Source organism: Microbacterium sp. BR1 (assembly GCF_002812725.1).
In the GTDB taxonomy this organism is placed as follows: domain Bacteria; phylum Actinomycetota; class Actinomycetes; order Actinomycetales; family Microbacteriaceae; genus Microbacterium.
Genome location: NZ_NMUN01000010.1, coordinates 147,475 through 165,904 on the forward strand (window position 1 = coordinate 147,475; position 18,430 = coordinate 165,904).

Annotated in this window: 19 protein-coding genes and 1 tRNA gene; 7 read left to right on the plus strand and 13 right to left on the minus strand. The window is 67.7% G+C overall.

The window, feature by feature from the left end; translation table 11 throughout:
- The first annotated feature begins 4 nt into the window (after positions 1 to 4).
- Positions 5 to 562 carry a peptidylprolyl isomerase gene (locus CGU35_RS16500; RefSeq protein WP_100812561.1) on the plus strand — a complete coding sequence of 186 codons (558 nt, stop codon included), beginning with the start codon at positions 5 to 7 and terminating at the stop codon, positions 560 to 562.
- A 156-nt stretch (positions 563 to 718) separates the two neighbouring features.
- Positions 719 to 1,417 (plus strand): rhomboid family intramembrane serine protease, encoded by a 699-nt coding sequence (locus CGU35_RS16505; RefSeq protein WP_232711369.1) that lies wholly within the window; start codon positions 719 to 721, stop codon positions 1,415 to 1,417.
- Positions 1,418 to 1,524: 107 nt separating this feature from the next.
- Here CGU35_RS16505 and CGU35_RS16510 read toward each other — a convergent pair whose 3' ends face one another.
- Positions 1,525 to 1,758 carry a cell division protein CrgA gene (locus CGU35_RS16510; RefSeq protein WP_100812563.1) on the minus strand — a complete coding sequence of 78 codons (234 nt, stop codon included), beginning with the start codon at positions 1,756 to 1,758 and terminating at the stop codon, positions 1,525 to 1,527.
- Positions 1,759 to 1,818: 60 nt separating this feature from the next.
- On the opposite strand from CGU35_RS16510, the gene CGU35_RS16515 reads away from it, so the two are divergent.
- From CGU35_RS16515 to CGU35_RS16520, 3 genes are read left to right on the plus strand one after another with little or no spacing between them, the layout of a single operon-like run.
- Positions 1,819 to 2,637 (plus strand): class E sortase, encoded by an 819-nt coding sequence (locus tag CGU35_RS16515; RefSeq protein WP_100812832.1) that lies wholly within the window; start codon positions 1,819 to 1,821, stop codon positions 2,635 to 2,637.
- Complete coding sequence (locus CGU35_RS18475) at positions 2,637 to 2,792, plus strand: hypothetical protein (protein WP_198519627.1); 156 nt, start codon at positions 2,637 to 2,639, stop codon at positions 2,790 to 2,792. Before CGU35_RS16515 ends, CGU35_RS18475 begins: the two co-directional genes overlap by 1 nt.
- A gap of 8 nt (positions 2,793 to 2,800) precedes the next feature.
- Positions 2,801 to 3,430, plus strand: a complete 630-nt coding sequence (locus tag CGU35_RS16520) for an anthranilate synthase component II (RefSeq protein WP_232711370.1) — start codon at positions 2,801 to 2,803, stop codon at positions 3,428 to 3,430.
- Between the two features lie 33 nt (positions 3,431 to 3,463).
- On the opposite strand, the gene pknB is transcribed toward CGU35_RS16520, so the two are convergent.
- The 7 genes from pknB to CGU35_RS16555 all read right to left on the minus strand — a co-directional run bounded on the left by pknB (position 3,464) and on the right by CGU35_RS16555 (position 12,414).
- Positions 3,464 to 5,170 carry a Stk1 family PASTA domain-containing Ser/Thr kinase gene (pknB, locus tag CGU35_RS16525; protein ID WP_100812565.1) on the minus strand — a complete coding sequence of 569 codons (1,707 nt, stop codon included), beginning with the start codon at positions 5,168 to 5,170 and terminating at the stop codon, positions 3,464 to 3,466.
- A gap of 78 nt (positions 5,171 to 5,248) precedes the next feature.
- A complete protein-coding gene (locus CGU35_RS16530) occupies positions 5,249 to 7,003 on the minus strand; it encodes a serine/threonine-protein kinase (RefSeq protein ID WP_100812566.1) in 1,755 nt (584 codons plus the stop codon).
- Entirely contained in the window at positions 7,000 to 8,457 is a 1,458-nt protein-coding gene (locus CGU35_RS16535; RefSeq protein WP_100812567.1) for a peptidoglycan D,D-transpeptidase FtsI family protein, read from the minus strand. Before CGU35_RS16535 ends, CGU35_RS16530 begins: the two co-directional genes overlap by 4 nt.
- A complete protein-coding gene (locus CGU35_RS16540) occupies positions 8,454 to 9,863 on the minus strand; it encodes an FtsW/RodA/SpoVE family cell cycle protein (protein ID WP_100812568.1) in 1,410 nt (469 codons plus the stop codon). Before CGU35_RS16540 ends, CGU35_RS16535 begins: the two co-directional genes overlap by 4 nt.
- On the minus strand, positions 9,860 to 11,107 hold the full coding sequence (locus tag CGU35_RS16545; RefSeq protein WP_100812569.1) for a PP2C family protein-serine/threonine phosphatase: 1,248 nt from the start codon (positions 11,105 to 11,107) through the stop codon (positions 9,860 to 9,862). The genes CGU35_RS16540 and CGU35_RS16545 overlap by 4 nt, the downstream gene beginning before the upstream one ends.
- Before the next feature lie 3 nt (positions 11,108 to 11,110).
- The gene (locus CGU35_RS16550) at positions 11,111 to 11,674 is read right to left on the minus strand and encodes an FHA domain-containing protein FhaB/FipA (protein ID WP_100812570.1); all 564 of its coding nucleotides are present in this window, start codon (positions 11,672 to 11,674) and stop codon (positions 11,111 to 11,113) included.
- Positions 11,671 to 12,414 (minus strand): FhaA domain-containing protein, encoded by a 744-nt coding sequence (locus CGU35_RS16555; protein ID WP_100812571.1) that lies wholly within the window; start codon positions 12,412 to 12,414, stop codon positions 11,671 to 11,673. Before CGU35_RS16555 ends, CGU35_RS16550 begins: the two co-directional genes overlap by 4 nt.
- 170 nt (positions 12,415 to 12,584) lie before the next feature.
- Between CGU35_RS16555 and CGU35_RS16560 the strand changes: the two genes are divergently transcribed.
- Positions 12,585 to 12,668: transfer RNA gene (locus CGU35_RS16560), tRNA-Leu, on the plus strand.
- 66 nt (positions 12,669 to 12,734) lie between these two features.
- On the opposite strand, the gene CGU35_RS16565 is transcribed toward CGU35_RS16560, so the two are convergent.
- Complete coding sequence (locus CGU35_RS16565) at positions 12,735 to 13,379, minus strand: GntR family transcriptional regulator (RefSeq protein WP_100812572.1); 645 nt, start codon at positions 13,377 to 13,379, stop codon at positions 12,735 to 12,737.
- Positions 13,380 to 13,619: 240 nt separating this feature from the next.
- Here CGU35_RS16565 and CGU35_RS16570 point away from each other — a divergent pair, with 240 nt between their 5' ends.
- The gene (locus CGU35_RS16570; protein ID WP_036296657.1) at positions 13,620 to 13,826 is read left to right on the plus strand and encodes a cold-shock protein; all 207 of its coding nucleotides are present in this window, start codon (positions 13,620 to 13,622) and stop codon (positions 13,824 to 13,826) included.
- An 88-nt stretch (positions 13,827 to 13,914) separates the two neighbouring features.
- Here CGU35_RS16570 and CGU35_RS16575 read toward each other — a convergent pair whose 3' ends face one another.
- From CGU35_RS16575 to CGU35_RS16590, 4 genes are all read right to left on the minus strand, one after another.
- Positions 13,915 to 15,981, minus strand: coding sequence for a bifunctional lysylphosphatidylglycerol flippase/synthetase MprF (locus tag CGU35_RS16575; protein ID WP_100812573.1), 2,067 nt, complete (start codon positions 15,979 to 15,981; stop codon positions 13,915 to 13,917).
- 36 nt (positions 15,982 to 16,017) lie between these two features.
- Positions 16,018 to 16,692 carry an HAD hydrolase-like protein gene (locus CGU35_RS16580; RefSeq protein WP_100812574.1) on the minus strand — a complete coding sequence of 225 codons (675 nt, stop codon included), beginning with the start codon at positions 16,690 to 16,692 and terminating at the stop codon, positions 16,018 to 16,020.
- A gap of 74 nt (positions 16,693 to 16,766) precedes the next feature.
- Positions 16,767 to 17,462 carry an endonuclease NucS gene (nucS, locus tag CGU35_RS16585; protein ID WP_100812575.1) on the minus strand — a complete coding sequence of 232 codons (696 nt, stop codon included), beginning with the start codon at positions 17,460 to 17,462 and terminating at the stop codon, positions 16,767 to 16,769.
- Between the two features lie 27 nt (positions 17,463 to 17,489).
- Complete coding sequence (locus CGU35_RS16590) at positions 17,490 to 18,410, minus strand: MetQ/NlpA family ABC transporter substrate-binding protein (protein ID WP_100812576.1); 921 nt, start codon at positions 18,408 to 18,410, stop codon at positions 17,490 to 17,492.
- Positions 18,411 to 18,430: the final 20 nt, after the last annotated feature.

Sequence of the window (18,430 nt, forward strand, 5' to 3'; positions counted from 1 at the left end):
ATCAATGCCGCATCACACCGCTGTCGCCACCCTGCACACCAACCACGGCGACATTGTCGTCAACCTCTACGGTGACCACGCTCCCCGCACGGTTCGCAACTTCATCGGGCTCTCCGACGGAACCGGTGAATGGACCGATCCCGCCACGGGCAAGCCCGGCGAGGGCGCCCTCTACACGGATGTGGTCTTCCACCGCATCATCCCCGGCTTCATGATCCAGGGCGGCGATCCGCTCGGACAGGGCACCGGAGGACCGGGCTACAACTTCGACGACGAGATCAGCCCCGAGCTCAACTTCAACGCCCCCTACGTGCTCGCGATGGCCAACGCCGGCCTGCGTCGCAACGCGATCACGGGCAAGGCCGAGGGCACGAACGGCTCGCAGTTCTTCATCACGACTGACCCCACGCCGTGGCTGCAGGGCAAGCACACGATCTTCGGTGAGGTCGCCGACGACGCGTCGCGTGCCGTCGTCGACGCCATCGGCGCCGTCCCGACCGCCGGCGGCGACCGGCCGATCGAGCCCGTCGTGCTGCAGTCGGTCGACATCGTCACGGTCTGACGTACTCGCGTGAGCGCTGACGGGGCACGTAATCCCGAAGACTTCTGCTATCGGCATCCCGATCGCCGGAGCTACGTGCTCTGTCAGCGCTGCCTCCGCACCATCTGCCCGGAGTGCCAGACACAGGGTGCCGTTGGTGTCATCTGCCCCGAGTGCATGAAGGCCCAGCGAGCCGATACGCCCAAGGCCGTGCGCCGCGCGCGCTCGTCCGTGCGCGCGATCAGCGGTCGTCCCCTCGTGACGTACTGGATCATCGGGGTGACGGTCGCGCTCTTCGTGCTCGACTACATCCCCGGGCTCAACCTGACGAGCCTCTTCTGGTTCAACAGTGGCTACCTCGACCCGGCACTGGGGAACTTCCAGCCGTGGCGACTTCTCACGGACATGCTGGCTCACGACGGCCTGTGGCATGTCGGTCTCAACATGCTCGCCGTCTGGATGATCGGGCGGAGCCTCGAGCCGCTGCTCGGTCACATCCGATTCCTCCTCCTGTATGTGCTCTCGGGCCTTGCGGGCTCCGTCGCGGTCGCGCTGCTCGCACCCGGGACATTCGTGATCGGCGCGTCAGGAGCGGTGTTTGGATTGCTCGGAGCGCTGCTGGTGATCGGGCGGCACATCGGCGCCAACATCACCGGCATCCTGATCATCGTCGGCATCAACCTGGTGATCGGGTTCCTGCCGGGCTTCGCGATCTCGTGGCAGGCGCACGTGGGCGGGCTCGCCGCGGGTGCCCTCGCGGGACTGATCTTCGCGCGCACGCGTCGGGCCGATCAGCGCGGGCTGCAATACGGTCTGCTCGCGGGATTGGCGGCGGTGCTGCTCGCACTATGCGCCGTGCCCGCACTCATCGGTTGACCGAGGGTCGCGTCCGGCTTCCCACGCTCAGCGGTCCGGATCGAACGGGCGGTTGTCCACAGGGTTCTGCACAGCTGTGGAGAATTACACGGGTGTAACTACCCCGTTCAGCGCCAGCGCGTCGTCATCAAGAACCCGATGAGGGCGATGCCGAAGCCGATGCCCAGGTTCCATGCGCCGACTCCTGGAATCGGCAGCGTGCCGTTGCTCAGGTAGAAGACCAGGACCCAGGCAAGGCCGAGCAGCATGAAGCCGATCATGACCGGCTTGAACCAAACGGGATTGGGGGTGTCGACGTCGCGACGGGGCGCGCCGGGGTCGACGTCGTCAGATCGGGACATGAGAGCCATTGTAGCGGTGAGGCTGTACCCAGCACGTTGGCCTAGGATCGGCGCGTGGACATGCGGGCATCCGGGGGACAGCAGGACGAAGCGGATGTCGTGCGCCCTGATGCCGACGGGGCCGCTGAGCCGACCGGTGGTCGTCGTCCGCGCAAGATCAGTGTCGTGGGTGTGGCGGGCGAACTGCTCCTGACGGCCGGGGTCGTCGTGATGCTCTTCGTCGCCTGGCAGTTCGGAATCGGTGATCAGATCGCGGCCGCGCAGAATCGGGCCGACGCCCAGGCGCTCGCGGAACAGTGGCAGGACTCCCCGCCGGAACCCGGGCCCACCTCCGCGCCGTCCGCCACTGCGGCACCGGACGCGCCAGTCGCTCCGGTGATCACCGCCGAGCCCGCGGACGGTGAGGTCTTCGGCATCATGTACGTCCCCCGATTCGGACCCGACTTCGCGGTCCGGATGGGTGGGGGCGTGTCGCGGGAACGAACTCTGGACACGATCGGCATCGGGCACTATCCCGGTACGCAGATGCCCGGTGACGTCGGCAACTTCGCGGTCGCCGCCCACCGCACCGGGTTCGGGGGCGCGCCGTTCTACTCGATCGACGAGCTGCGGGTCGGCGACCCGGTCATCGTCGAGACGGCGGACGGCTGGTACACGTACATCTTCCGGACTCTCGAGTACGTGCGTCCCACGGCCGTCGACGTTCTGGACCCGGTACCCCAGGCAACCCCGACCGGTCTGGGTGGGAGATATCTGACGATGACGAGCTGCTCGCCGCGCCACACGATCGCCGAGCGCATCATCGCCTATGCGCTGTTCGACTCCTTCCGGCCGCGTGCCGACGGCCCGCCTGCGGGTCTGCCGACGGTGGTGTCCTGATGTACGGCGCGTTGTGGCGCGTTCTGCCCGGGCCGTGGTGGGTTCGGACGCTGATTCTGCTCGTGGCGGCAGCAGCCGTCGTCTACGCGCTGTTCTTCTACGTCTTCCCCGTCGTCGCCGTCTGGATCGCCCCCGAAGAGGTCACGGTCCAGTGAGTTTCCGCGTGCTCGTCGTCGATAACGACGACAGCTTCGTCTTCACGCTCGTCGACTACCTCGCGCAGCTCGGTGCCGACGTGGACGTCATCCGCAGCCGTGAGATCTCGCCGGGATCGGTGCGGCAGGCGTTGAGCCCGCACGACGCCGTCCTGCTCTCGCCCGGCCCGGGGTCCCCGCGTGATGCCGGAGCATCCATCCCGATCGTGCGTGCCGCCGAGCAGAGCGGAATCCATCTGCTCGGGGTCTGTCTCGGCCACCAGGCGATCGCCGAGGCCTTCGGGGGTGTCGTGGCGACCGCGGCAGAGCTGATGCACGGCAAGACCTCGCGACTGTTGCACGATGGCTCGGGGCTTTTCGAAGGCATCCCGTCCCCGTTCACGGCGACGCGCTACCACTCGCTCGCCGTGGTGGAGGGGTCGCTGCCGCCGGACCTGAGCGTCACGGCGCGCACGGACGGCGGCGTGATCATGGCGGTCGCGCATCGCCGGGCGCCCCTGCGCGGTGTGCAGTTCCATCCGGAGAGCGTCCTCACGGACGGCGGGCACCGCCTGCTCGCGAACTGGCTCGCCGAGGCCGGCATGCCCGAGGCACTCGCGGCCGCCGAGGGCAAGCATCCGCTCGTCGGCTCTGCCTGAGCGTGGGGTAAGGCGTCCCTGCGAATCGGGAGTCTAGGGCGCCGTCCCGGTGCAGACGGTCAGTGCGATCGTCGAGCCGACGGCCGCCTCACCGGGCGGAATCGACTGCTGCGTCACGATCTCGGGTTCGGTCGCCGGGCAGCTCGGGTCCTCGATGCGACTCGCCGTGAGCTGGACGCTCGGGCCCTGGATGCTGTCTGTCGCGGCCTGCAGCGTGAAGCCGACGTAGTTGATGATCGCCACGCGACCCGTCGCGGTCACGAGGTTCACCGTCGAGCCCACGATGACGCTCTCTTCCGCGAGAGGCGAGGACGAAATGACCGTCCCCTCAGCCTTGCCGGGCACACTGCGAGACGTGATCTGCCCGACCTTGAGCCCGGTTGCTTCGATCGAGGCCCGGGCATCCGCCTCGGACAGACCCTCGACGGGCGGCACGAGTGTCGTTTCGGCTCCGGTCGAGACGTAGAGGGTGACTTCTTGTCCGACCGTGACACCCACTCCCGCCGCGGGAACCGTTCGGATGACGTGACCTTCCGCCACCGTGTCGCTCGCCTCGTCGCGGCGTACGGCGTCGAGATCCGCCTCCGCGAGGGCGCTGTTCGCGGCCTCGTAGGTCTGCCCGGTCACCGAGGGAACAACGCGGGCCGTTGAGGGGACCTCGTTGCCGGGCTGGATCGTCACGATCCAGAAGAAGAGAGAGATGATCACGACGGCCAGCACGGCGACGCCCGTCCAGATCCAGGCTGCCGGGGGTCCGCTCTGCGTCCGCGCCATGGTCTCGTCGGTGCTCAGCTGGCGGAGGGAACGTGCGGTCTCGGCCGCCTGCCGCGGGTTCGCGCCGTAGAGCTCGGTCGTCAGCGCCCCGAGCTGGCGCTTGCTGGGCGCGGCGCCACCGACGGCAGCGTCCAGCGCAGATCGGAACTGCTCGGCAGTCTGGTACCGCTGGAAGGGGTCCTTGGCGAGGGCGCGCAGAACGACGGCGTCCAGTGCGCGCGAGACCTCGGGGTTGAGCTCCGACGGAGCATCCGGTGTCTCGCTGACGTGCTGATAGGCGACCGCCACGGGCGATTCGCCGCGGAACGGCGCGCGGCCGGTGAGGAGTTCGAAGAGGACGACCCCCGTCGAGTACAGGTCGGCGCGGCCGTCGACGGCCTCGCCCTTCGCCTGCTCGGGAGAGAAATAGGCCGCGGTGCCCAGGATGGCCGTCGTGTCGGCCACCGTCGACGACGAGTCAGAGACCGCGCGCGCGATACCGAAGTCCATCACCTTGATCTGACCCGCGTCGGTGATCATGACGTTGCCGGGCTTGATGTCGCGGTGCACCACGCCCGCCCGGTGGGAGTACTCCAGCGCCTCGAGAATGCCATCGACGTACCGGACGGCATCGGCCTCCGGCACCGGACCGGCATCGATGACGTCCTTCAGGAGGGCACCCTCCACGAGCTCCATCACGATGTAGGGAACCGGATGCGTCGAGCCATCCGCATCGCGTTCGGTCTCTTCTCCGGCGTCGAAGACGCGCACGATCGTCGGGTTCGCCATGCGCGACGCCGCCTGTGCTTCCAGGCGGAAACGTGTGCGGAAGGCGGCATCGTCGGCCAGGTCGCGCTTGAGGACCTTGATCGCGATCGCGCGGCCGAGCGTCAGGTCGTAACCGCGATAGACCGAGGCCATTCCCCCGCGACCGACGAGTTCGTCGATGCGATATCGACCCGACAGCACGCGTGGCTCAGTCGTCACGGGGTACTCCTCGTCGATGGGGAAAGGGATCTGTCTAGCCTAGGTGGCGGGTACGAAACGGGCGGTTCGCCGCGACGATCACGGGGCCGGTGGTGTCGGCGGCGTCGAGGGGGCCGCCGCTGTGATGGTCGCCGACGCCTCTGGAGAGGTGTCCGACGTGCGATCTCCCCCGGGGCCGCCCGTGCAGGTGACCGTGTACTTGACGATCAGCGACTGCCCGGTGTTCGTGCTGACCTCGATGGGCGCCGTCCGCTGGTTGGCGGCGATCACGATCGATGATTGCCCGTTCGAGAAGAGGCCGTTCGAGGCGTTCAGGTTGTACGACAGCACCGAACCCGTCCCGGGGGCGCAGGTGTAACCAGACCACTGGGCGTTGACGGTGCTACCCGCCGTGACGGTGGTCACGGGAGTTCCGCCATCCTGGATCGTCGGGGCACCCGGCGTCGTCATCGGCGTAACCGACTTGTACCGGGTGAGCTCGATCGTGGTGCCCTTCGGGACGTTGGGGCCCGAAGGGTTGACGTCGTAGACGAGTCCGACCTGGTCCTCGGTCGTCGCGGGGTTGCCGTCCGTGCACGACGAGTTCAGGCCGACCCCGGTCAGCGTCGCTCGCGCGGCCTCGCAGTTCTGGCCGACGAGGTCGAGAGCATCGACGTTGACGGTGGTCGGGGTGGGCGCCGGCTCGCTGGACGTCGCAGATGCGCTCGGCTTCTTCGATGTGGGCGTGCCGGATGGGTCAGCCCCGCCGCCCTGGTTCGCCAGCAGCGCCCAGACGGCGCCGCCGAGAACGAGGAGCAGCAGAACGATCAGCGCGATGAGCGGCCAGGTCCACGGGCTGCGCTTGCGCGGCGGAGCCTCCTCCACGGCGGTCGCCGTGGCACCGGTCGCATCGGACGGCGTCAGCAGACGTGTAGCCGCGTCGAGCGGCGCGGCCGACGTCAGCAGCTGAGTTGCATCGTCGTTCGCCACGACACCGGTGGCGATCGCCGGAATGGCGGCAGCGGCGGCGGCGATGTCGCCCCTGCGGAGGGCGGTGGCGGCACGGGCGACGACCGCGGTGGAGCTCGGGCGGTCTTCCGGCTTCTTCGCGATCATGGCGAACACGAGGTTCTGAACAGGAACCGCGACGGTCGGCGGCAGGGGCGGCGGTTGCTCGTTGATCTGAGCCATGGCGATCGCGACCTGCGACTCACCCGTGAAGGGGCGCTTGCCGGCCAGGCACTCGTAGGCGACGATGCCGAGCGAGTAGATGTCGGTCGCCGCCGAGGCCGGGTGACCGGATGCCTGTTCGGGCGAGAGGTACTGCACGGTTCCCATGACCTGGCCGGTCGCGGTGAGCGGCACCTGGTCGGCGATGCGGGCGATGCCGAAATCGGTGATCTTCACCCGTCCGTCGGGCGTGATCAGCAGGTTGCCCGGCTTGATGTCGCGGTGCACGAGACCCGCCGCGTGGGCTGCTTGAAGCGCCGCGGATGTCTGGGCGACGATGTCGAGTGTCTTGTCGGTCGACAGGGTGCCATCGCGCTCGAGGATCGTCGACAGGGCCTCGCCCGGGACGAGCTCCATCACGAGGAAGGCGCTGCCGTTCTCCTCGCCGTAGTCGAAGACGCTGGCGATGCCCTCGTGGTTGACGAGCGCCGCGTGCCGGGCCTCGGCGCGGAAGCGCTCGAGGAAGCCGGGATCGCCCATGTATTCGTCTTTGAGGATCTTGATCGCGACGGTACGGCCGATGACGTGGTCGGTGGCTTCCCAGACCTCGCCCATGCCACCGATCGCGATGCGCGAGATCAGTTCGTAGCGGCCACCGAAGGACACTCCCTGTGTGGGTCTCATCTGTCCAGCACCGCCTCCATGACCGCCTTGCCGATCGGGGCCGCGAGCAGATTCGATCCGCCCTGCTGGCCTCGCCCCGCGCCGTTCTCCAGCACTACCGCGACCGCAACCTGCGGGTCATCCGCGGGCGCGAAGCCCGTGAACCAGAGGGTGTACGGAGCGGTCGCACCGTTCTCCGCCGTGCCGGTCTTTCCAGCCACCTCTATGCCCCCTATTCTTGCACCCGAGGCGACGCCGCTCTGGACATTCGCCACCATCATCTGGGTCATCGTCGCGGCATCCTTCTCGCTCAGAGCGGTTCCGAATTCGGAGTTGTCAAAGGTCTGTTGCACCGACAGATCGGGACCGATCACGCGGTCGATCATGCGCGGATTCATCACCACACCGCCGTTCGCGATGCCGGCCGAGACCATCGCCATCTGCAGCGGCGTGGCTCGCACATCCCCCTGGCCGAAGCCGGTCAGGGCGGTCTGCGCGTCGTCGAGAGCCCGCGGGTAGGTCGAGGCCGTCGACTCCAGCGGCATCGTGAAGGACGAGTTGAACCCGTACTTCTCGGCCTCTTCGCGGATGGCGTTGTCGCCGAGTTCCACCGCGAGCTGCGCCATCGGGATGTTGCACGACAGGCGGAGCGCGTCGGCGAGGGTGACGGTCTCGCCGGGTCCGCAGGTGCCGCCCCCGGCGTTTCCGATGAAGTCGGATGAGCCGGGCAGCTGCCACTGAGCGGGGTTCGCGAACGTCGACTCGGGGGTGTAGCGCCCGGATGCGAGCGCCGCAGACGCCACGACGAGCTTGAACGTCGAGCCCGGCGGATTCAGCGTGCCGGCGATCGCTCGGTTCGACAGCGGGCGCAGTGGGTCTGCCTCGAGTGCCGCGTAGGCGTCTTTGACCTCGGTCGAACTGTGCGCGGCGAGCAGGTTGGTGTCGAAACTCGGCGTCGTGACCATCGCGAGGATGCGACCGGTCGACGGCTCGATCGCGATCACCGCACCCTCGTACCCCTGGAGGGCATCCCAGGCGGCACGTTGCGCGCGGGGGAGGAGGGTCGTCGCGACGTTGGACCCCTGCGGCTTCTGACCCGTGATGATCTGGTCGATGCGCTGCAGGAACTGCGATCCCGAGGTTCCGCTGAGGTCCTGGTTCATGGCGCTCTCGAGCCCGGTCCGCGAGTTCAACAGGGGGTTGATGTAGCCGGTGACGGGCGCCCACATCGCCGCATCCGTGTAGACGCGCTGGAACGAGTAGATGTCATCCGACGGCACCGAGTAGGCGATCGCCGCACCATCGGCGATGATCGCGCCGCGCTGCACCTGGTACGCGTCGTACAGTGCGCGCGTGTTCGCGGGATTCTCGGCGAGCGTGTCCACCTGAACGACCTGGATCCAACTCGTCGCGCCGAACAGCGCGAGAAACATCGCGAGGACGACGACCGACAGTCGGCGGAGTTCTTTGTTCATCCGATGACCACCCGCGGACGTGAGCGCACGGCATCCGACACGCGCAGGAAGAGCGCGACGATCAGCCAGTTCGCGACGAGGGACGAGCCACCGGCCGCGAGGAACGGCGTCGTCAGACCCGTGAGCGGGATCAGACGAGTCACGCCGCCGACCATGATGAAGACCTGCAGGGCGATCGTGAACGCCAGACCCGTCGCCAGCAGCTTGCCGAAATCATCCTGGCCGGCGAGTCCGATACGGATGCCTCGGCTCACGAAGAGCATGTACAGGCACAGGATCGCGAACAAGCCGATGAGCCCGAGCTCTTCGCCGAGGCTCGGCACGATGTAGTCGCTCTGCGACAGCGGAGTCAGATAGGGGCGGCCCTGGCCGAGCCCCGTTCCGACGAGTCCACCCTGAGCGAGCCCGAAGATCCCCTCGACGAGCTGGTAACTGCCCCCGTCGCGCGCGATCACCTCGGGATCGAAGGCGTGCCACCACGCAGAGATGCGGGATCCGACGTAGGTCATGACCTGCGAGGCGATGAAGACCCCCGCAACCGCCAGGCCCAGACCGATCAGCACCCAGCTGGTGCGGCCCGTCGCCGTGTAGAGCATCGCGATGAACATGCCGAAGATCAGCACGCCCGTGCCGAGGTCGCGCTGCAGCACGATGATCGCGAGAGAGACGACCCAGATGATGAGGAGCGGCCCGATCTCGCGAGCACGCGGCCAGGTCATCCCCAGAAAACGGTGACCCGTCGACGTCATGCTCTCTCGCGTACGGACGAGGTACCCGGCAAAGAAGATGGCGAGGGCGATCTTCGCGAGCTCCGCCGGCTGGAAGGTGAACAGGCCCCCGATCGAGACCCACACGGCGGCTCCCGTGCCCTCGGCGGCGAGACCGGGGATGACGGGCAGGATCAGCAGGATCAGGCCGACGAAGCCCGAGACGTATGTGTAGCGGAAGAGCACCCGGTAGTTGCGCAATAGCACGACGAGCAGGACGGCGCCGGCCACGGCGATGGCGGTCCACGCGATCTGACGCGTGGACGCGGCATCCCATCCCTCGGCGTCGATGGCGATGTCGATCCGGTAGATCATCGCGAGACCCAGGCCCGTGAGCGTCGTGGCGATCGGCACGACGATGGGATCGGCGTTGGGCGCGCGGAAGCGCAGGACGATGTGCAGTGTGAGCACCAGCACGGCGAGGGCGCCGAAGTAGTAGAGGATCGTCCACTCGATGCCACCGAGCGCCCCGAGCTGCACGAGGGCGACGGCGGAGCCGCTCACCGCAAAGGCGAGCAGGAGAAGCCCGAGCTCGCGATTGCGCTGTGTCTGCGGCATCCGGAGCGTGCGCAGCGCCTTCATCACCGTCGTGTCGGCCTTGAGCTCGGCGGTGTCGCCCGGCTTCGTCGGTGTCGTCATGGGTTCACCCCCTGCGGCTCGGTCGTGGCGCGCAGGCGCTCGACGATTTCGCGCGCCTCGGTCAGCGACCCCGCCGAGACGGTGGACTCGACGGCTTGGCGCGTGAACTCGTCGAGATCGTCGAGATCGATGCCGGTCTCTTCGTAGACCTCGGACAGGGTGATGGGTCCGATGTCCTGCTGGATTCCGCGATAGACGACGACCATGTCTTGATCGGCGCCCACGAAGAAGCGAGTCTGGGTCCACGAGTAGGCGAGGAACGCGCCGCCCGCGAGCAGCGCTGCCACGACCACCGCGCCGACGATCCAGCCGACGCGGCGTCGACGAGCGCGCCGCCGGTCCTCTTCGATCAGCTCTTCGAGGAACTCCTCCGCCGGTTCGAAGTGTGTCGGCTCGTTCGCCGCCTGGCGGTTGGGGTGCAGCCAGCTGCTGCGACCCGGGCGTGCGGCGGGAACGTCGAAATCGAGCGGCGTCGACGCCGATCCGACGACGGTCGGCGTGCCGATGACGACGGGATGCGAACCCCCGACATCGACGATCACCATGGTGACGTTGTCGGGTGCGCCGGCGTCGAGTGCCTGCTTGAGGAGGACGTCCGCTGTGCGCTGGGGCGTGAGTCCCTGGCCGAGTGCCTTGGCGGTGTGCGCGTCGTCCACAACGCCCGAGAGGCCATCCGAGCACAGCAGCCAACGGTCACCGGGCTGGGTCGCCATGATGAACGTGTCGACGTCGGGATGGGCATCCATATCGCCGAGCACGCGCATCAGCACGGAACGGCGCGGGTGGAAGCGGGCCTCTTCGACGGTGATTCGTCCCGAATCGACCAGGCGCTGGACGAAGGTGTGGTCGGTCGTGATCTGCGTGAGCTGACCGTCACGGAAGAGATAGATGCGCGAGTCGCCGATGTGCGCGATGACGGCGTGGTCGTCGATCATCAGCAGGGCGCTGACCGTCGTGCCGAGTCCTGAGAGCTCCGGTCGCTGCTCGACCGTGTCGATGAGCGCGGACGCCGTCTCGGTGATCGTGTCGCGCAGCACGCGTTCGGCCTCGGCCGTGCTCGCGAAGGGCCGGTCGAGGTCTTCGAGGTGCCGAATCGCTATCGAGGATGCGACGTCACCCCCCGCGTGACCACCCATACCGTCGGCGACGACGTACAGGTTGGACCCGGCGTAACCCGAGTCCTGGTTGTTGGAGCGCACCTTGCCCGTGTGGGACAGGGCCGCCGCGGAACCCTCGAAGACCATCGACTACTTCCGCAACTCGAAGGTCGTCGCGCCGACCTTGATCGGCGCGCCGATCGTCACGGGGGTGGGGGCCTGCACACGGGCACCGTCGTGCCAGGTGCCGTTCGTCGAATCGAGGTCTTGAATCATCCACTGCTCGCCCCACAGCACCAGGCGCGCGTGATGGCTGGAGGTGTAGTCGTCGCGGATCACCAGTCCCGACTCGCTCGACCGGCCGATCGTGAGCGGCTCGTTCGTCAGAGGGAGTTCGAGCCCGGCCTTGGGTCCCGAGGTGATGACGATGCGCTGCACGGACTCGGTCGTCGCGGCGCCGCCCTTCTTGCTCGGGCGGTTCGCAGCTGCGGGAGCAACGGACGCGGCCGCTGCCGGTGCGGCGGGCGGGGGGACAGCTGCGGTAGCCGACCCCGCGGCGGCGGCTCCGGCTGCCGCCTCACCCGCGGGCTCCGGCATCCGTCGCACGCGAACGCCGAACAGGTCAGCACGCATCGAATAGACGACGACGAACACGAAGGCCCAGAGCAGGATCAGGAAACCGATCCGCAGGAGCAGGAGCGTGAGCTCGCTCATCGCGCCCCGTTCCCACCGAGTGCGTCGAACGCGCGAGTCACATCGGCCGGGGGCGGGGACGGCGGCTTCGGGGGGCGGGCCTGCGCGACGACGCGAAAGACGATGTCGGTGCGTCCGATCCGGATCGTCGAGTCCGGTTCGAGCGCCGCCTGCGTGACGCGCTGTCCATTGAGCGAGGACCCATTCGTCGAGCCGAGGTCGCGGACCATGGCGCGCTCGCCATCCCAGAGGATCTCGACGTGCTTGCGGCTCGTTCCGGCGTCGGGAATCGTGATGTCGGCGTCGCTGCCGCGGCCGATGACGGTCCGGCTCGAGGTCAGCGGGTGCCGCGTCCCATCGATATCGACGACCGCGCGCCACGAGACGCGACCCTCTTCCGTGGTCGACGTCACGCGCAGCGTGCCCGAGGCGAGATTGGGGTCGACACCGAGTCGGATGCTGACGGCACCCGCAAAGGTGTAGCCCTGCGCCTTGGCGTGCTTCTGCACGAGGGTGTCGAGCTCGCTCAGCAGCGTGTCGCCGAGCGCGGCCATCTTCGCGTGATCGTCGGGCGAGAGCTCGACGACGAACGTATTGGGCGCGAGGATGCGGTCGCGGCTGACGACCGCGGCCTTCTTGTCGAGCTCGCCGCGCAGGGCGGAGGCGATCTCAACGGGTTGGATACCGCTGCGAAAGGTGCGCGCGAAAGCGCCGTTCACGGCGCGCTCGAGACCCTTCTCGAAGCTGTCAAGTAGACCCACGGGGCTCCTCAGGCGGGGCGGATGGTAGGCCCATCGTAGTCAGCGAGCCTGGATAGGCACCGACGATCCGCGAGTTGCGTGAGATACCGCGGGTGGATCCGCGTCCCTGGGCCCCACGAGCCCGTGATATTCTCGGGAAGTTGAGTTTCGGGGTGCATGTCCCGAGATTCGCGCGAGTGGCGGAATAGGCAGACGCGCTGGCTTCAGGTGCCAGTGCCCGAAAGGGCGTGGGGGTTCAACTCCCCCCTCGCGCACAGCAGGGATCGACCCCCGATCAGGTATTTCTGGTCGGGGGTCTTGCTGTTCGCGCTGCGCCACGCTCAGGCGAGTGGATGCTGCTCGCGCACGATCGCTTCGGCCCCGAGTTCGTCTCGTGCCGCGACGGCGTCGCGTAGCCGCACGAACGAGTCCCGACGGGCGACCGGATCGGCGGGATGTGGGGTCCACGGGCCGACGAACCAGCTGACGGGCAGGTAGATCTCGCGCAGCGTGGACACAAGCATCCGATTCCCCGCCGCGAAGCTGGCCCGGCGGTGGAAACGGACGTACATCGTCGTCAGTGCCGCTACATCGTCGGATGTCGCGACGGCGATGATCTCGTCGAGATCCGAGACCAGCGCCGCGAGTGTCTCGTCGTCGGCTCGGCGCACCGCCAGGCGCAGCGCCATGCCGGCGAGTTGGCCGATGTACTCCAAAGCCTCGTCTCGACTCGACTCGTCCGGAGTCGTCACGCGTGTGTAGCGGTGCGCGGACACCTCGACCATGCCCTGTCGCTCGAGCCGCTGGATCGCCTCACGAACCGGGGTACGTGAGATCCCGTAGAGGTCGGCGATCTCGACATCGCGCACCCGCTCGCCGGGCGCGAGACGGCCGTCGACGATGGCCTGCGCGAGGAGTTCGTAGACCGTGTCGGCCAGGGCGGAGCCTCGGGCCTCTAGTCGTGCGGGAGGTGCTTCTAGGGGCATTACGGGTGCCTCTTCGGGTAAGGCACGGCGGGGACCGCCGCTCGAATAATGCGAGACATCTTACGCACGGAAAGGAGGGAAACGGATGTGAGTGTTCCGGCCCGTGCGATCACGTTCGGGCAACGTTTGTGTCACCTTCTTTCGAAGGCATTGCGCGAAGTTGCCCCCGGCGGGGTAGCGTGGTACCACAATCCCGCGTCACCATAACGATCGGTGCGCGGCTGAAGAGAATGGCAAGGCATGTCTAGCACGGGAACCGTCAAGTGGTTCAACGCCGAAAAGGGTTTCGGCTTCATCGCCCCCGATGAGGGTGGCGCCGACGTCTTCGCGCACTACACCGCTATCCAGGCGGGCGGCTACCGCTCGCTCGAGGAGAACCAGCGCGTGGAGTTCGAGACGGCTCAGGGCCCGAAGGGCCTCCAGGCCGAGAACATCCGCCCCGTCTAGGGAGCGAATCACACAAGGACGCACTCCGGAGCTCACGCTCTGGGGTGCGTTCTGCTTTTTCCGGTCGACCACGTCCGTCATCCGGCAGTCAGCCGTGCCGCAGCATGTCGACGCCAGCGGTCGCGAACTGGCGCAGGGTCGCATCCGGCAGGAACGCGCGGGTGAGTCCGGCCGCGATCCGCGTGAGGTCTCCCTCGTCGCGATACAGCAGGTAGATCGGTTCGTACCGCGGATTGAACTTCGTCTTGAAGCGGTGCAACGATCGGAAGCCGTAGACGGGCTCGAGCGCGCTCGACAGCGAGGTCAGCAGCTGGGCGATCGCGCCCTCGTCGGGTGAAGCCTCGTGTGCGAGCGGCGCACCCGACAGCGAGAGGGTCAGCGCCCCCTCAGCGGCGAAGTCGCGGGCGGACGATCCGATCAAGAACTCCATCACCGGACCGAATCCGCCGTCACGGCGGCGCATCAGGTCCAGGGTCCACCCCTGCACCGTGCCGCCGGTGCCGTAGACGGGCAACCACGACAGAAAGCCGTCGACATCACCGTTCGGTGCGATGGCGAGTGCAATACGCACATCGGGATCTTCGGCCTCCTGCAGCGTTCCCAGCGTGAACCGCATCTCGGGTAGGCCCTTGTCTCCCACCCACGACTCCGAGATGGCCCGCAACTGCTGCCTGACACCCCACGGCTCGGCCGCCATGGACGTGAGGCGGAACGTCATCCCGTCCCGCTCGCCCCGGTTGAGCGCCTGCCGCACGTACGACCACGCCTTGCCGGTGAACTCCAGGCCGGGCAGGTCGACGATGGTGTCGTCCGCAATGACCAGAGCGCGCCACCCGTCCGGCATTGCGTCGCGCGTGACCTGACTGCTGCTGAAGAAGCAGGGGATGAGCCCCTGGCCCTCGGTCGTGCGCACGAACGTCGCGACCGAATCGGGGACGGATGCGGGGGGACCGAGGGGGTCGGCGAGTGCAATCGCGACGCCGAGCCTGTGCTGGAAGGCGACCATACCTTCGCCTGTCCGCAGGTAGCGCAGCCCATCCCACGTGGCCATCCACGAGAGGTTGCCCCCGCCCTCTTGGCGGATCAGGGCACGCACCTCGTCGTTCGATACGGCGGAACCCTCGCCGATCCGACGGCGGTGGGTTGCTCGGAACGCTCGACGCACCATGAGCAGGTACACGAAGAACAAGGCCCAGAGGATCGAGGTCGCGAGCGCGACATCCGGGTCTCCGTAGACGTCGATGACCTCGGCGGGATAGAGCGCGAACAAGACGATGATGGCGACGGCGACGAGCAGGTTCACGCCCGCCCACAGCACGGTCAGGATCCAGGCCCAGCGGCGCCCGAGGCGCAGGCCCCGCGAGACGAGCAAGACCACGACCGTGTCGATCGCCACATCGAGCCATGGCCCGTCGAGGGGCGCGGTCGGGCCGAACGGTCCGTTCGTGGGCAGCAGCAGCGACAGGATCTGGATGACCGCGAGGGAGAGGATCACGGCGAAAGCCAGCAACCGCTGCTCACGGATCGTCGTGCGCTGGATGCGGAACGATCGATCGATCAGCAGCACCAGCACGATTGCGAAAGCGTGCTCGACATCGGCGAGGGATCCCAGCAGCAGCAGGCTTATCGCCGCGTAGGCGAACACGATGACCCATCCGCGCTGACGCCACGGCGCGGCGAGCAATCCGATGGACGCGGCGATGCAGGCCATGGTCCCGCCCGAGGCGCCCACATCGAGCTGGCCCGCCAGGGTGATGGCCCAGGGCCAGGGGAGCAGGCTGGCGAACATGAGGAAGGCCGCGGTTGCGAAGATCGCGAAGAGCTGACCGAAACCGAAGTAGAGCAGCGCGATTCGCGTGCCGCGCTTCATCTCGAGGTAGCCGAGGCCCACCAGGCTCAGGAGGGTCGGGATGTAGACGACGGGGTGCGCGACGAAGAAGGTTCCTGTGAAGGGCGTCCACCACCTGCCCGCCTCGAGCGCGGGGAGCCCGTAGGCGACGGCCTCGAACCAGGGCTGCTCGGTTACCGGTCGCCAGAGACCCTGCCCGAGGAGGCCGACCGCGATGATCAGAACCAGCAGGGCGAGCGTCGCGGGTACGGTGCGGGCGACGCTTCCGAAAGAGCGGGAAGGATGCGTGGGTGTCGGGGCGCTCACGCTGTCAGGGTAGCGAGGGATCCGCGTCGGGGAGTCCTACGCGCCGGGAAGCAGCAGCGCACGCAAGTCATCCACGTCGTCCGCGACGGCGGACGCACCCTCGGACTCGTGCGGCCAGCTGAAGCCCCAGCGCACGAAGATGACCGGCACATCGTGCTCGGCGCCGCCCTCGACGTCATGGTGGCGGTCGCCGACGAGGACGGGCCGGGACGTGTCGGCTCCGGCGACTTCGAGTTGGCGCAGGGCCTCCGCGACGATGTCGGACTTGGCACTCAACGTCCGCTCGTCGGGCGTCGCGCCGACGATCGCCGTGAAGTCGTCCGACAGCTCGAAGAAGTCCATCAGCTCGAGCACTTGATTCTCGGGCTTGCTGCTCGCGGTTGCCTGCGGCACCCCGTCGCGGTGCAGGTCGTGGATCAGGTCGACCATGCCGGGGAAAGTGCGCGCGCCCGTCGTGTACCCGTCGCGCGCGCCGAGTTCGCGGTACCACGCGACCGCCGTCGCGGCCTCTTCGGGCGACATGCCGACCTGGGCCTGGAACGACTGGAACATGGGCGGACCGATCCAGTGCACGAGTTCGGCGCGGGTCGGCGCCGGGTGACCGAAGTGCTCGAGCGCGATGGTGAGTCGGCGCAGGATGCCGTCCGAGGCATCCACGATCGTGCCGTCGACATCCCAGAGGATGCAGGACCAGGGGCAGGCGTCGGGCATGTTCTCCAGCCTACGGGGCTGCGGGTCGGGGCTCGGTGGGTCGGGCGCTCTGGGTCGGGGGCTCCGGACCGGGCTCAGAACAGGCGGGGGATGCCCGACTCGATGCCTTTCATATCGTCGTAGTCCAGAGTGACGCACCGGATGCCACGGTCCATCGCCAGCACGCGAGCCTGCGGCTTGATCTCTTGGGCCGCGAACACGCCCGTCACGGGCGCCAAGTGCGGGTCACGGCCGAGGAGGGCCAGGTAGCGCGTCAGCTGTTCGACGCCGTCGATGTCGCCGCGACGCTTGACCTCCACCGCGATGGTGCCGCCCGCGGGGTCGCGCAGCAGGAGGTCCACAGGGCCGATCGCGGTCGGGAACTCCCGGCGCACGAGGGTGACCCCGTCGCCGATGAGTTCGACCTGCTCGGCGAGCAGGCGCTGCAGGTCTGCTTCGACTCCGTCTTTCTGCAGCCCCGGGTCTGCGCCGAGCTCGTGGGAGGTGTCGTGGATGATCTCGTAGATGCTGACGAGAAGTGCGTCGCCCGACTTGGCGTGGGTGACGCGCCACTGCTCGATGATGCCGGCCTCACGCGCATCCTCGTCCGGGTTCTGCGAGATGAGCGAGCAGGGCGGGCTCATCCAGTTGAGGGGCTTGTAGCTCCCCCCGTCGGAGTGCACGAGCAGGCTCCCATCGCTCTTGTGGACCAAGAGCCGGGTGGCGAGGGGAAGATGCGCGCTGAGGCGGCCGGAGTAATCGACGGAGCAGCGGGCGATGACGAGACGCACCGCACCAGCGTACGTGCCGATGTTGCCCTACTGAGCGTCGATCGGCAGCAGGATGTTCTTGACCGAGGGGTCGGTGCGCAGGAATTCCTGTACCGCGGGATCTTGGAAGGCCTGGACGAGCTTCTTCACGTTGGCGGTTTCGGCGTAGTCGGATCCGATCGTGAGCTGCCCCGCGAACTCGTCGGGCGCGGCGGGGGCGTAGATCTGCTTGGCGATGTCGATCTGCGCCGCGAGGTAGTACTCGGTGTAGCCCACCGCCGCGTCGAGGTCGGCGAGCGCCCGCGACTGTGCAGCGAAGTCCAGCAGGACGAACGTGAGGTTCTTGGGATTCTCGACGATGTCCTCCTGAGTGGCGTACGCCTTGTCGATCGTGGGGTCGAGCGTGATCAACCCGGCGCGTTCCAGCACCCAGAGACCTTGTGCCTCGTTCGCCGGATCGGAATACAGCGAGATCGTTCCGCCATCCGGGATCTCACTGATGTCTGAGTACTTGTCGGACCACACGCCGAAACCCCAGCGGAAGACCGGAACCGCCGCGGTCTCGCGGAAATCGGGGTTGGCTTCGAGCACCTGGCTGAGCCACAGCTTGTGCTGGTAGATCGTGCCGGCCACCTCGCCCTCGCTCACCGCGCGGTTGATGGTGTTGCTGTCGGCCAATCCCCGGAACGCGATCGTTATGTCGTACTTGGGTGCGACCTCTTCGGCGACGAACTCGACGAGCGCCTGTTCGGAGGCATTGCCCTCGGCGGTCGCGACGTACAGGGTCGCCCCGGCGATCTCGTTGGCGGATTTCGCGGGGTTCAGCAGCGGCACGAGGATGACGGCTCCGATCGCGAGCACGACGACCGCGCCGCCGGCGACCCAGGGCCAGCGCCGCCGGGGTCTGACCTCGAAACCGTGGTCGTCGCCGTTCGGCCGAGTCGATCGAGCGTTCAGCGTGGATGTCATGGCAGAGCTCTCCGTGATGA